Source organism: Pseudomonas sp. B707 (genome assembly GCF_022496685.1).
GTDB lineage: Bacteria > Pseudomonadota > Gammaproteobacteria > Pseudomonadales > Pseudomonadaceae > Aquipseudomonas > Aquipseudomonas paraglycinae.
Genome location: NZ_WTVE01000013.1, coordinates 1 through 14195, shown reverse-complemented (window position 1 = coordinate 14195; position 14195 = coordinate 1). Strand labels below are relative to the sequence as shown.

At 59.7% G+C, this 14195-nt stretch carries 8 protein-coding genes; 4 read left to right on the top strand and 4 right to left on the bottom strand.

Annotated elements, in window-relative coordinates; translation table 11 throughout:
- Positions 1–35 precede the first annotated feature (35 nt).
- The gene (locus GQX66_RS04735) at positions 36–1178 is read left to right on the top strand and encodes an IS481 family transposase (RefSeq protein ID WP_085746414.1); all 1143 of its coding nucleotides are present in this window, start codon (positions 36–38) and stop codon (positions 1176–1178) included.
- Between the two features lie 236 nt (positions 1179–1414).
- Here the strand turns inward: GQX66_RS04735 and GQX66_RS04730 are convergent, their stop codons facing one another.
- The 4 genes from GQX66_RS04730 to putP form a co-directional block, all read right to left on the bottom strand.
- Positions 1415–1732, bottom strand: coding sequence for a hypothetical protein (locus GQX66_RS04730; RefSeq protein ID WP_134021571.1), 318 nt, complete (start codon positions 1730–1732; stop codon positions 1415–1417).
- 328 nt (positions 1733–2060) lie between these two features.
- On the bottom strand, positions 2061–2813 hold the full coding sequence (locus tag GQX66_RS04725) for a DUF4123 domain-containing protein (protein WP_240867084.1): 753 nt from the start codon (positions 2811–2813) through the stop codon (positions 2061–2063).
- Complete coding sequence (locus GQX66_RS04720) at positions 2758–4773, bottom strand: type VI secretion system tip protein VgrG (protein WP_240867080.1); 2016 nt, start codon at positions 4771–4773, stop codon at positions 2758–2760. Before GQX66_RS04720 ends, GQX66_RS04725 begins: the two co-directional genes overlap by 56 nt.
- A 227-nt stretch (positions 4774–5000) precedes the next feature.
- On the bottom strand, positions 5001–6485 hold the full coding sequence (putP, locus tag GQX66_RS04715) for a sodium/proline symporter PutP (protein WP_085746450.1): 1485 nt from the start codon (positions 6483–6485) through the stop codon (positions 5001–5003).
- A gap of 456 nt (positions 6486–6941) precedes the next feature.
- Between putP and putA the strand changes: the two genes are divergently transcribed.
- From putA to GQX66_RS04700, 3 genes are all read left to right on the top strand, one after another.
- A complete protein-coding gene (gene putA / locus GQX66_RS04710; protein WP_102716939.1) occupies positions 6942–10895 on the top strand; it encodes a trifunctional transcriptional regulator/proline dehydrogenase/L-glutamate gamma-semialdehyde dehydrogenase in 3954 nt (1317 codons plus the stop codon).
- A 165-nt stretch (positions 10896–11060) separates the two neighbouring features.
- Positions 11061–12863, top strand: a complete 1803-nt coding sequence (locus GQX66_RS04705) for an acyl-CoA dehydrogenase (protein ID WP_240867077.1) — start codon at positions 11061–11063, stop codon at positions 12861–12863.
- A 134-nt stretch (positions 12864–12997) separates the two neighbouring features.
- Positions 12998–14140, top strand: a complete 1143-nt coding sequence (locus GQX66_RS04700; protein WP_085746414.1) for an IS481 family transposase — start codon at positions 12998–13000, stop codon at positions 14138–14140.
- Positions 14141–14195: the final 55 nt, after the last annotated feature.

The window sequence follows — 14195 nt, the reverse complement described above, 5'->3', positions numbered from 1 at the left end:
AATAGACACATTGCTCATCGCGAAGGAGATGGCCTGTGTCTTGGGAAGAGGTGTCTACCGTGCAGCTACGTACAGAATTCGTGCTTTTGGCTCGGCAAGAAGGGGCCAATGTTCGGCAGCTTTGCCGTCGATTCAACATCAGCCCAAGCACTGCCTACAAATGGCTCAGCAGGTTTGAAAAATCAGGGGCCGAGGGTCTGAACAATCAGTCACGACGACCGAAGACGTCACCCAAACGTTGTGCTGACGAGGTGGAGAAGCAGATTCTGAACGTGAGTCAGGAGTACGCGGCTTGGGGCGCTCGCAAGCTCAAACGCGTGCTGGAAGACAAGGGTTTAGTGATGCCTTCCGTCAGCACCGTGCATGCGGTTTTACAGCGTCATTCGCGCGTTGATCCAAAGGCCGCCGAGATCAAACCGTTCATCCGTTTCGAGCATGACGCACCCAATGATTTGTGGCAGATGGACTTCAAGGGACACGTCGGTATGCGTCATGGCCGCTGCCACCCTTTGACGATATTGGATGACCATTCCCGCTTCTCGTTGTGCATCGCCGCTTGCGCCAATCAACAACGCCAAACCGTGGAAGAACAGCTTGTTGGAGTGTTTCGCCGATACGGTCTGCCGCAACGCATGACCATGGATAACGGTTCGCCATGGGGTGACCAAACCGGGGTCTACACCGCCCTGGAAGTCTGGCTGATGAGACAGGGCATCCGGGTCAGCCACTCCCGGCCCTACCATCCACAAACTCAGGGCAAGATTGAGCGATTCCATCGCAGCTTGAAGGCCGAAGTTCTGCAGAGTCAGTGCTTTATCGATCTCGTCGGAGCACAAAAAGCCTTCGATATCTGGCGAGAAACTTACAATCAGAAGCGCCCGCATCAAGCCTTGGGAATGGGGGTTCCAGCGAGCCGCTACAGCAGTAGCCCGCTTGAATACCAAGAGACCCGGCCTGTCCTGGAGTACGCGGAAGGAGATTTGGTCAGGAAAGTTCAGGGCAATGGCGAGATGTACTGGAGAAGCAGCCAATTCCTGATCGGAAAGGCCTTCATCGGGGAGCTGATAGCGATCAGGGGAACGACAGAAGATGGCATCTACGATGTCTACTGGAGCAGACATCGCATTGCCCGAATTGACTTGATTCAACAGACCGTTGTATCAGGTAAGCGGATTTGAAAACCGTCCACCATGTCCCCGAACATGTGTCCACCATGTCTCCGGTACATACACCCGGAGGGAGAGGGGACTGACCGAGGTGATCTTTCGGTTTGCATCGACCTGAAAAATCACCGCGACCTCAGCTTGGCCAAGCGAAGTTCACCACCGAAGTCGCAGGTCGGCGTACATGACCCAAACAACTCGGTCGGTCCCCTCTACCCCTTGGGAGAGGGCTAGGGTGAGGGGTTGGGGATCTAAGGCCGGTCACGCAACCTGCGGCCAATCACATCCAACACATCACAGCCATCACGCAACGGAATCACGCAGAGCTGGGCGAAGTCGCTGAGGATGACCGAGTCGCACTCGACCGAGCCGCGCATGCACATGTTTTCCAGGACCTGGATCACCGCGCGGATGCGGTAGTTGGCGGCGTCCATCAGGATGTCGAGCGGGGCGTGGGTGTCGATGAACAGGGTGGGCATGTCGTTGCAGTTGCTGGTCAGCGCCATGAGGCGGTTGTCGGGGTGGGGGATGAAGGGTTCGTAGGGTGGATCGGGATGAAGCTTGCTCATTTTTTAACCTCTGGTAGTGAAGTGAACGTCCACCGTTTCCTCCTACGGATTGGGTGGCAGCCATGCGCGGGGTAGGAGGACTGAGACCAGAGCACTCAGCCACGCCGAAGCGTGCCCGCGCATAACCGCCGCAAAAGATCTTACGGTCGAGCGAAGACTGCCGCAAATCGGGCAACGACGCTTATGCACTGCTCTGAAATCAGGGCTCCTACGCCCTGTCTCCACACTTGCGGAGACAGCCAAAGACTATCCCCGCACCACCGCGCCCACCAGTTCACGCAAACCGCCGCAACTCGCAGGAAACGTCCGAAGCCTTTGCCCGGAAATTTCACTCTGATTCGTCCCGCAAGTACTCCAGCAATGCCGAAGCCGACGATTCGTCCGACGCTGAAACCGCAAAAAACCTGACAACCTTGCAGCGCAAGACATCGGCGGGAAACGCCTCGAACAACGCCGGCTGTTCCTCGCTCAGCCACTGCAAGGCGTTGTTGATCCGGGCATCTTCGCCGAATTGCGTCAGCAGTTTTTCCGGCACCGACCACCAAGGAAACTCCCGACCCGAGACCCCCGCCCTGCCCCCGATCTCGACGGCCTGACCGTTGATAAAGCCTCGCGTGAGAACCGGCAGCAATTGCCCGGCATCCACCTCGGACGACTCAAGGATCGGCAACAAATACCGCCCATCCCAAAACCGGAAGAACACCACTTTCCCGTCCGGCATCAGCACCTGGGTCAAACTGCGAAAGTGCTCGACTACCGCCTCAAGCCCCGCCGAAGAAACCGTCAGCCAGCCCCAGTCCCGAAACTCCGTGGTCGCCACCCAATCCAGAAACTCACTGCCCGCGTCGACGATTCCCACGTAGGGCATCACCGCATCCCACTCGGCATAGATCGTTTCCGCCCAGACCGGTTTCGGCATCTGCGCTTTCAGCGGCCAGGCCTTCAGAGGCTCTGCCGCACTGGCGCTACTGAAAATCGCGAACAACTGCTCCGACGGCTTCAGCGGCACATCCTTCAACCATTGTTCAGGCTGCACAGACACCACCCTTGCAGCGCTCGCATTCTTCGCAGAACGGCGCATCACCTTTAAGGCTCATGATTTGCGCGGCAGTCAAAATCGCTGCCGGTGCCACCACCAGTTTTTCCGGCAACCCCGGCACTGTCGGCGCCGCGCTCATCGCCGCCATTGGCGCGCCACCCACCACAATCGGCACGCTGCTGAAGATCCCGCCGGGGCCGATGTTGATCCACTGCCCGCCCGCCTGAATCGTCGCGCTCGCCCCGCCGTCGATCACCACTTGCTGGCCTGCGCTGACGTGGAATTGAGCACTGGCGTTGATCGCCTGATTGCTTACGCGGATGTGCCGGTCGCCGGTCACCGTGAGGTGGTCGTCCTGCTTCACTTCGGTCTGGCGCTGGCCGTGGGTGATGCGCTGCTCATCGGCTTTCAGTTCATGCTTGGCGAGACCGGTCACAACGACGCTGCGCTGGTTATCCACCTGCACCTGTTGATCATTCAGTACATGCTGCGTCCAGTTTCGCTGGGCCCGCAGGTAGATTTCCTCGGCACCCTTGCGATCCTCGATGCGCAATTCGTTGTAGCCCCCACCGCCGGGACTGCTCTGGCTGCGAAAAATACTGCGGGTCTTGTCGGCCGGCAGATCCAAAGGCACGGGCGTCGCCGCGTTCGGTAGACACCCCATGACCAGCGGTTTGTCGGCATCGGAATCGATGAACCCCACCAGCACTTCCATGCCGACTCGCGGTATCAGCACGCTGCCATAACGGTCATGAGCCCAGCCGCTGGCAACCCGCAGCCAGCAACTGGAATGCTCGTTGAGTTCGCCGTCGCGATCCCAGGCCAGTTGCACCTTGACCCGACCGTACTCGTCGCAATGGATTTCACTGTCTTGCGGACCAGTGACCACGGCTGGCTGATAACCGAGCATCCGAGGTTTTTCCGGGCCCATCGGCGGGCGGAAGAACACGTCCCACGGTGTGGCGAGAAAGGTATTACGGTAACCCCGGAATTCGTCACCCTCGCTGGTCACCGATTCCTCCAGCACTTGCGGCTGTCGGCCATGGTGCTCGATTGCGGTCAGCAGCCAGAGGTCATTCAGATCCTGGCGCGGATGCTCGGCCAGTTGCAGGAAATGTCCGCTGACCAAGGCAGATTGATCGCTGCGCCCCTCGGCCTGACGGTAATCGGCGACATGCCGCTCAAGCGTGCGCTGGGCCAGTTGCTTGCCAGTGGCGCGATCGGTGAACTGGCCGGGAAAGTGGTAATCCTCCAGCACCGGGCGGTGGTCGCTTTCCACCCAGCTCTGCAGCGCCAGCCGCGGTTTGGTGAAGTCGTAATCACGCCGGGTGACCACGCTGGTGCGGGTTTCCACTCGAACGGTGAAGCGCTTGATTGCCGGTGCCGATGCAGCCATGCCGCTGCCCGGCAGGTACAGCGTCGGCTCGGCCAGACGTGGGAACACCGTTTGATCGTCACCGAACACCAACAGATGCCCGTCCGGGCTGTGCAGAAAGTGGAAGTGAATGCCGACTTCGGCACACAGCCGCTGGATGAACGCCAGATCGCTCTCGGCGTACTGCACGCAATACTCACGCGACGGGTAATCGCTGCCGAGGCGAAATTCGAAGGCGTCGCGCAGGATCGCGTGATCCTTGAGGATCTGCGTCACAATCTGCGGCACGCTTTGATGCTGGAAGATCCGCTGATTGATCCGATGACCCAGATAGGCCAGACGCGGAACGAGGCTGACGTGATAGCGGGTCAGACGCTTGCCGGAATCCCCCTGCCCGACCCGATAGATCTGACCGTGGATACCGGAACCGTCTTCATCAAAACTCAGAAACGCCTGACAGTGCAGCAGGCTTTCCAGATCCAGATCCGGCCGTTCACTGACCAGCTCCAGGTCAAAGCGAAAGGGTTGGCTGATGGCTTCCTTGCCCGTGAACTCAAGGACTTTGAGGTCAAACAGGGCGCCTTCGACGGTCAACGTGAAACGCGGTTGATTGGCAGGCGCGAACATCCGATGTCTCTCTGCAGATTGAGGGCGGGCGATTCTGCATGAGGGGCAAGGGGTGCAGGTCGGGTGACTGAAAAATCAGATTTCCCCTACTTGAAACTTCGATCTCCCCTTCAAGAATTGGCGCATTCGACTACAGACTTTGCCTTCAGAAAAATCGCAGGCAAAAAAAACGGCCCGCTTCCGGGTAGGAAACGGGCCGCTTTCTGGTGAGCCTCAGCTCATTTCCATCACTTGTTCAGATGGAAATCCTTCTCGGCCGCTTCAAAGCGCTGAACCATGCCAGTGCTCGGCTGCCCCATCAGGCTGACGAAGTAGATCGCCAGGCTGGCGAAGATGAAGCCCGGGATGATTTCGTACAGGCCCAGCACTTCGAAATGCTTCCACACGATCACGGTGATCGCGCCGACCAGGATGCCCGCCAGTGCGCCGTCACGGGTCATCTTTTTCCAGATCACCGAGATCAGCACCACAGGACCGAAGGCCGCACCGAAACCAGCCCAGGCGTAGGACACCAGACCCAGCACGCGGTTTTCCGGGTTGGCAGCCAGGGCGATAGCAACCAGCGCAACCAGCAGCACCATGGCGCGACCAACCCATACCAGCTCCACTTGCGAAGCGGATTTACGCAGGAAAGCCTTGTAGAAGTCTTCGGTCAGGGCGCTCGAACACACCAGCAATTGGCAGCTCAGGGTGCTCATTACTGCCGCGAGAATCGCCGACAACAGCACGCCTGCAATCCACGGGTTAAAGAGGATTTTCGCCAGTTCAATGAACACGCGCTCGTGGTTTTCGGTCACTGGACCTGCCACCTCCGGGTGCGCCGAGAAGTAAGCGATACCGAAGAAGCCCACCGCCACGGTGCCGCCCAGGCACAGGATCATCCAGGTCATGGAGATGCGACGGGCGTTGGCGATGGATTTCACCGAATCAGCGGCCATGAAACGCGCCAGGATGTGCGGCTGACCGAAGTAGCCCAGACCCCAACCCATCAGCGAGATGATGCCGATGAAAGTGGTGCCCTTGAGCATGTCGAAGTTGCTCGGGTCCTGCGCTTCGATCGCCAGGAACGTGGTGTCGACGCCGCCGGTGGCCAGCAGCACGATGATCGGCGTCAGCAGCAGGGCGAAGATCATCAGGGTGGCTTGTACGGTGTCGGTCCAGCTCACCGCGAGGAAACCGCCGACGAAGGTGTAGGCGATCGTCGCCGCAGCACCGGCCCACAGCGCCGTCTCGTAGGACATGCCGAAGGTGCTTTCGAACAGACGGGCACCGGCCACGATGCCGGAAGCGCAGTAGATGGTGAAGAACACCAGAATCACGACTGCCGAAATGATGCGCAGCAGACCGCTCTTGTCTTCGAAACGGCTGGAGAAGTAGTCCGGCAGGGTCAGTGCATCGCCGTTGTGCTCGGTCTGAACACGCAGACGACCGGCGACGAACAGCCAGTTCAGGTAGGCACCGACGATCAGGCCGATGGCGATCCAGCTTTCGGACAGGCCAGACATGTAGATGGCGCCCGGCAGGCCCATCAGCAACCAGCCGCTCATGTCGGAAGCGCCGGCGGACAATGCCGTCACCACGCTGCCCAGGCTGCGGCCGCCCAGAATATAGTCAGAAAGGTTATTGGTGGAGCGATAGGCCATGAAGCCGATCAGCACCATTGCTGCGATGTAGATCACGAACGTGATCAGGGTTGGATTGCTTGCGCTCATTACGTACGTGCCCTGGCTTTGTTTTTATGTAGCGGCGGCGGTTGCACCGTTTGCAGACTGACGTCTGACAGACGATTCGCACGGCCGCGCATTTATGACCAATGTTTCCCCAGGAAAGCCATTGGCCGGTGCGTCGGGTTTCCCCGGTTGCACCTTGGGCGCGAATCCTATGCAACAAAGTAAAACAGGTGCAACCAGTTTCTTGAGAATTAGTTGCACCCAGTCGGATTTATCTTACGGAAGTGGCTTTTTGCTCCCTTTTAACGCAGTGACAACGCTTTTCTAGAAGCAAAAGCACCAAGCAAGAGCAGCACTTTCGTACCAGAAATTATTTCCTGACGAGCTGCAGAATATTCCGACAAAAAAGGGTTGCACCCGGTTGCACCTGTTTCGGCTCGCGGCTAATCTTGCCGCCAGCTGTTGTCGCGCAACTGCGGCACCTATGAGGATAAAAATATGGCTACCACCACCCTTGGGGTCAAACTTGACGACCCGACCCGCGAGCGCCTGAAGGCCGCCGCAACCTCGATTGATCGCACACCGCACTGGCTGATCAAGCAGGCAATTTTCAATTACCTGGAAAAACTCGAGGGTGGTGCAACCCTGACCGAGCTGAACGGTTTGACCGCCAAGGACGCCGACGACGCGGGCGAAGTCCACACCGATCACGCTCACCAATGCTTCCTCGAATTCGCCGAAAGCATCCTGCCGCAGTCGGTGCTGCGCGCCTCGATCACCGCCGCTTACCGTCGCCCTGAACCGGAAGTGGTACCGATGCTGATCGAGCAGGCTCGCCTGCCGGCGCCGATGGCCGAAGCCACCAACAAACTCGCCGCAACCATCGCGGAAAAACTGCGTAACCAGAAGAGTGCCGGCGGTCGTGCAGGCATTGTTCAGGGCCTGCTGCAGGAATTTTCCCTGTCGTCCCAGGAAGGCGTGGCACTGATGTGCCTGGCCGAAGCGCTGCTGCGTATCCCGGACAAGGGCACTCGTGATGCACTGATCCGCGACAAGATCAGCACCGGCAACTGGCAGCCGCACCTGGGCAACAGCCCGTCGCTGTTCGTCAACGCGGCGACCTGGGGCTTGCTGCTGACCGGCAAACTGGTCTCCACCCACAACGAAGCCGGCCTGACTTCTTCCCTGAGCCGCATCATCGGCAAGAGCGGCGAGCCGATGATCCGCAAGGGCGTCGACATGGCCATGCGCCTGATGGGCGAGCAGTTCGTCACCGGCGAAACCATCGCCGAAGCCCTGGCCAACGCGAGCAAGTTCGAAGCCAAGGGTTTCCGTTATTCCTACGACATGCTTGGTGAAGCGGCGCTGACCGAACACGACGCCCAGAAGTACCTGGCCTCGTACGAACAAGCCATTCACTCGATCGGCAAAGCGTCCCACGGCCGTGGGATTTATGAAGGCCCGGGCATCTCGATCAAACTGTCGGCCCTGCACCCGCGTTACAGCCGCGCCCAGTACGAGCGCGTGATGGACGAGCTGTACCCGCGCCTGCTGTCGCTGACCCTGCTGGCCAAGCAATACGACATAGGCCTGAACATCGACGCCGAAGAAGCCGACCGCCTGGAGCTGTCGCTGGATCTGCTCGAGCGCCTGTGCTTCGAGCCGCAACTGACCGGCTGGAACGGCATCGGTTTCGTGATCCAGGCTTACCAGAAGCGCTGCCCGTACGTGATCGACTACGTGATCGACCTGGCTCGCCGCAGCCGTCATCGCCTGATGATCCGTCTGGTGAAAGGCGCTTACTGGGACAGCGAAATCAAGCGCGCCCAGGTCGAAGGCCTGGAAGGCTATCCGGTCTACACCCGCAAGGTGTACACCGACGTTTCCTACATCGCTTGCGCCCGCAAACTGCTGTCGGTACCGGAAGTCATCTACCCGCAGTTCGCCACGCACAACGCCCACACCCTGTCGGCGATTTATCACATTGCCGGTCAGAACTATTACCCGGGCCAGTACGAATTCCAGTGCCTGCACGGCATGGGCGAACCGTTGTACGAGCAGGTTGTAGGCAAAGTTTCCGAAGGCAAGCTGAACCGTCCGTGCCGTGTGTACGCTCCGGTCGGCACTCACGAAACCCTGCTGGCGTACCTCGTACGTCGTCTGCTGGAAAACGGCGCCAACACTTCGTTCGTCAACCGTATTGCCGACCAGTCGATTTCGATTCAGGAACTGGTGGCCGATCCTGTTGCGCAGATCGAGCAGATGGCGACCGTGGAAGGTGGTTTCGGCCTGCCGCACCCGCGCATTCCGCTGCCGCGTGACCTGTATGGTTCCGAGCGCGCCAACTCCGCCGGCATCGACATGGCCAACGAACATCGTCTGGCGTCGCTGTCCTGCGCCCTCCTGGCGACCGCGCACAACAACTGGAAAGCCGCGCCGATGCTCGGTTGCGCCTCCAGCAACGAAGCGCCGGCACCGGTGCTGAACCCGTCCGATCTGCGTGACGTGGTCGGCCATGTGCAGGAAGCCACGGTCGAAGACGTCGACAACGCAATCCAATGCGCCCTGAACGCCGCACCGATCTGGCAGGCCACCCCGCCGGCCGAACGTGCCGCGATTCTGGAACGCGCCGCTGACTTGATGGAAGGCGAGATCCAGCCGCTGATGGGCCTGCTGGCCCGCGAGGCCGGCAAGACCTTCGCCAACGCCATCGCCGAAGTCCGCGAAGCCGTCGACTTCCTGCGTTACTACGCGGTGCAGGCTCGCAACGATTTTAGCAACGACGCCCACCGCCCACTGGGCCCGGTGGTCTGCATCAGCCCGTGGAACTTCCCGCTGGCGATCTTCAGCGGTCAGGTCGCCGCCGCACTGGCCGCCGGTAACCCGGTGCTGGCCAAACCGGCCGAACAGACTCCGCTGGTCGCCGCACAAGCCGTGCGTCTGATGCTCGAAGCCGGGATTCCGGAAGGCGTGCTGCAACTGTTGCCGGGTCGCGGTGAAACCGTCGGCGCCGGTCTGGTGGGCGATGAGCGCGTCAAAGGCGTGATGTTTACCGGTTCCACCGAAGTCGCGCGTCTGCTGCAACGCAACATTGCTGGTCGCCTCGACAACCAGGGCCGTCCGATTCCGCTGATCGCCGAAACCGGCGGCCAGAACGCGATGATCGTCGACTCTTCAGCACTGACCGAACAGGTGGTGATCGACGTGGTGTCGTCGGCCTTCGACAGCGCCGGCCAGCGTTGCTCGGCCCTGCGTGTTCTGTGCTTGCAGGAAGATTCCGCTGATCGCGTCATCGAAATGCTCAAGGGCGCGATGGCTGAAAGCCGTCTCGGCAACCCGGAGCGCCTGTCCGTGGACATCGGCCCGGTGATCGACGCCGAAGCCAAGGCCGGTATCGAGAAGCACATCCAGGGCATGCGCGACAAAGGTCGCAACGTGTACCAGGTGGCCATCGCCGATACCGAGGAAGTCAAACGCGGCACCTTCGTCATGCCGACCCTGATCGAGCTGGAAAGCTTCGACGAACTGCAACGCGAGATCTTCGGCCCGGTGCTGCACGTGGTGCGCTACAAGCGTAAAGAGATCGACCAGTTGATCGCCCAGATCAACGCCTCCGGTTACGGCCTGACCCTCGGCGTGCACACCCGCATCGACGAGACCATCGCCAAGGTGATCGACAACGTCAACGCCGGCAACGTCTACGTCAACCGCAACATCGTCGGTGCCGTGGTCGGCGTCCAGCCGTTCGGTGGTGAAGGCCTGTCGGGTACTGGCCCGAAAGCCGGTGGCCCGCTGTACCTGTACCGTCTGCTGTCGACGCGTCCTACCGATGCCATCGAACAATCCTTCGCTCGCGGTGATGCTGCCGTGGCACCGGACGTTCGTCTGCGCGACGCCATGAGCAAACCGCTGACCGCCCTGAAAGCCTGGGCCGACAGCAACAAGTTCGCCGACCTGAGCACCCTGTGCGTGCAGTACGCAGCGCAGTCGCAAAGCGGTATCACCCGCGTACTGGCCGGCCCGACCGGCGAGAAGAACAGCTACGCGATCCTGCCGCGCGAGCACGTGCTGTGCCTGGCTGACATCGAAGGTGATCTGCTGACCCAACTCGCGGCGGTACTGGCGGTGGGCGGTTCGGCGGTCTGGCCGGAATCCGACACCAGCAAGGCATTGTTCGCACGCCTGCCGAAGGAGATTCAGGCGCGGATCAAACTGGTTTCCGACTGGAACAAGGACGACGTGGTGTTCGATGCGGTTCTGCATCACGGCCACTCCGACCAGTTGCGTGCGGTCTGCCAGCAGATCGCCAAACGTGCTGGCGCCATTGTTGGAGTCCAGGGTCTGTCCCAGGGCGAGACCAACATTGCGCTGGAGCGTCTGGTGATCGAGCGCGCGTTGAGCGTCAACACTGCGGCAGCGGGCGGTAACGCCAGCCTGATGACCATCGGATAAAAGCAGCTGCAAGCTTCGAGCGACAAGCTGCAAGTAAAAGCAAACTGCTCTTACTTGCGGCTTGAAGCTTGTAACTTGTGCCGCCCCATCACCCTTATCTATCTTCCTTTCCCCTTTTTATAAGCCTCCCTAGACTGCGGCATACTTTATTTAAGGTAGGCCGCCATGTCCGAGACGCTGCTCAGTTCCCGCAATCTGGCTTTCGAGCTGTACGAAGTCCTCGATGCCGAGGGCCTGACCCGGCGCGAGCGATTTGCCGAGCACAACCGCGAAACCTTCGACGCCGCCATCGGCACGGCACGCAACATTGCCGAGAAGTACTTCGCACCGCACAACCGCAAGGGCGACGAAAACGAGCCGCGCTACGAGAACGGTCAGGCGATTCTGATTCCCGAGGTGAAACCGGCGGTGGATGCCTTCCTCGAGGCTGGATTCCTCAACGCGGCGCGCAGTTTCGACGCTGGCGGCATGCAACTTCCTACACTGCTGTCCCAGGCCTGCTTCGCTCACTTTCAGTCAGCGAACGCGGCTTCTACTTCCTATCCGTTCCTGACCATGGGCGCGGCCAACCTGATCGAAAGCTTCGGCACCGAAGAACAGAAGCAACGTTTCCTGCAACCGATGATCGACGGCCGCTTCTTCGGCACCATGGCCCTGACCGAACCCCATGCCGGTTCGTCGCTGTCGGATATTCGTACCCGCGCCGAGCCTGCGTCCGACGGCACTTATCGCCTCAAGGGCAACAAGATCTTCATTTCCGGCGGCGATCACCCACTCTCGGAAAACATCGTGCACATGGTGCTGGCCAAACTGCCGGACGCGCCGGCCGGCGTGAAGGGTATTTCGCTGTTCATCGTGCCCAAATTCCTGGTCAACGATGACGGCAGTCTCGGCAAACGCAACGACGTGTTGCTGGCCGGGCTGTTCCACAAGATGGGCTGGCGCGGCACGACGTCCACGGCGCTGAACTTCGGCGATAACGGCGAGTGTGTCGGTTATCTGGTAGGCAAGCCTCATCACGGCTTGAGCTACATGTTCCAGATGATGAACGAAGCGCGGATCGGCGTCGGTATGGGCGCGGTGATGCTTGGTTATGCCGGTTACCTGTACTCGCTGGAGTACGCCCGCGAACGCCCGCAGGGCCGGGTGCCGGACAGCAAGGATCCGACGACGGCGCCGGTGGCGATCATTCAGCACGCCGATGTCAGACGCATGCTGCTGATGCAGAAATCCTACGTTGAAGGTGCGTTCGATCTCGGCCTGTATGCGGCGCGACTGTTCGATGACACCACCACACTGGAAACCGAGGCCGAGCGCAAACAGGCTCATGAGCTACTGGATTTGCTGACACCGATCGTCAAATCCTGGCCATCGGAGTACTGCCTCAAGGCCAACGAACTGGCGATCCAGATTCTCGGCGGCCACGGCTACACCCGTGAATACCCGGTGGAGCAGTACTACCGCGACAACCGCCTGAACCCGATCCACGAAGGCACTCACGGCATTCAGTCGCTGGACTTGCTCGGGCGCAAACTGGCGCAGAACGGTGGTGCCGGGCTCAAGCAGCTGATTCGACTGATCGCCGACACCGCCGAACGCGCGGTGGCGTACGAATCGTTGACCGCACTGCGTGAGCCGTTGGAGAAACTGGTGGCGCGCCTGCAGAGCGTGACCATCGGCCTGCTGACGGATCTGGCTCAAGGCAAGGTCAACAGCAGCCTGGCGAATTCGGCGCTGTACCTGAAGGTATTCGGGCATGCAGTGATAGGCTGGCGCTGGCTGGAGCAGGCGATTCGAGCCGAGGAAGGGTTGGCCAAGGGGAATGCGGCGGATGTCGACTTCTATAAGGGCAAGTTGCAGGCGGCGCGTTATTTTCTGACGTGGGAAGTGCCGGGGTGCCAGCATGAATTGGCGTTGCTGGAGGCGCGGGATGATACGTGTCTGGGGATGCAGGATGCGTGGTTCTGATCATTGACCGAGTGAAACCCGGCCCTCACCCCAGCCCTCTCCCGGTGTATGTACCGGAGACATAGTGGACAGGTGTTAGGAGACATGGTGGACACTTTTAATAGACACATTGCTCATCGCGAAGGAGATGGCCTGTGTCTTGGGAAGAGGTGTCTACCGTGCAGCTACGTACAGAATTCGTGCTTTTGGCTCGGCAAGAAGGGGCCAATGTTCGGCAGCTTTGCCGTCGATTCAACATCAGCCCAAGCACTGCCTACAAATGGCTCAGCAGGTTTGAAAAATCAGGGGCCGAGGGTCTGAACAATCAGTCACGACGACCGAAGACGTCACCCAAACGTTGTGCTGACGAGGTGGAGAAGCAGATTCTGAACGTGAGTCAGGAGTACGCGGCTTGGGGCGCTCGCAAGCTCAAACGCGTGCTGGAAGACAAGGGTTTAGTGATGCCTTCCGTCAGCACCGTGCATGCGGTTTTACAGCGTCATTCGCGCGTTGATCCAAAGGCCGCCGAGATCAAACCGTTCATCCGTTTCGAGCATGACGCACCCAATGATTTGTGGCAGATGGACTTCAAGGGACACGTCGGTATGCGTCATGGCCGCTGCCACCCTTTGACGATATTGGATGACCATTCCCGCTTCTCGTTGTGCATCGCCGCTTGCGCCAATCAACAACGCCAAACCGTGGAAGAACAGCTTGTTGGAGTGTTTCGCCGATACGGTCTGCCGCAACGCATGACCATGGATAACGGTTCGCCATGGGGTGACCAAACCGGGGTCTACACCGCCCTGGAAGTCTGGCTGATGAGACAGGGCATCCGGGTCAGCCACTCCCGGCCCTACCATCCACAAACTCAGGGCAAGATTGAGCGATTCCATCGCAGCTTGAAGGCCGAAGTTCTGCAGAGTCAGTGCTTTATCGATCTCGTCGGAGCACAAAAAGCCTTCGATATCTGGCGAGAAACTTACAATCAGAAGCGCCCGCATCAAGCCTTGGGAATGGGGGTTCCAGCGAGCCGCTACAGCAGTAGCCCGCTTGAATACCAAGAGACCCGGCCTGTCCTGGAGTACGCGGAAGGAGATTTGGTCAGGAAAGTTCAGGGCAATGGCGAGATGTACTGGAGAAGCAGCCAATTCCTGATCGGAAAGGCCTTCATCGGGGAGCTGATAGCGATCAGGGGAACGACAGAAGATGGCATCTACGATGTCTACTGGAGCAGACATCGCATTGCCCGAATTGACTTGATTCAACAGACCGTTGTATCAGGTAAGCGGATTTGAAAACCGTCCACCATGTCCCCGAACATGTGTCCACCATGTCTCCGGTACATACACC

Coding starts and splice junctions, on each gene's coding strand:
- GQX66_RS04730 (WP_134021571.1), bottom strand. CDS start 1,732: ATGAGCAAGCTTCATCCCGATCCACCCTACGAACCCTTCATCCCCCAC.
- GQX66_RS04725 (WP_240867084.1), bottom strand. CDS start 2,813: ATGCGCCGTTCTGCGAAGAATGCGAGCGCTGCAAGGGTGGTGTCTGTG.
- GQX66_RS04720 (WP_240867080.1), bottom strand. CDS start 4,773: ATGTTCGCGCCTGCCAATCAACCGCGTTTCACGTTGACCGTCGAAGGC.
- putP (WP_085746450.1), bottom strand. CDS start 6,485: ATGAGCGCAAGCAATCCAACCCTGATCACGTTCGTGATCTACATCGCA.
- putA (WP_102716939.1), top strand. CDS start 6,942: ATGGCTACCACCACCCTTGGGGTCAAACTTGACGACCCGACCCGCGAG.
- GQX66_RS04705 (WP_240867077.1), top strand. CDS start 11,061: ATGTCCGAGACGCTGCTCAGTTCCCGCAATCTGGCTTTCGAGCTGTAC.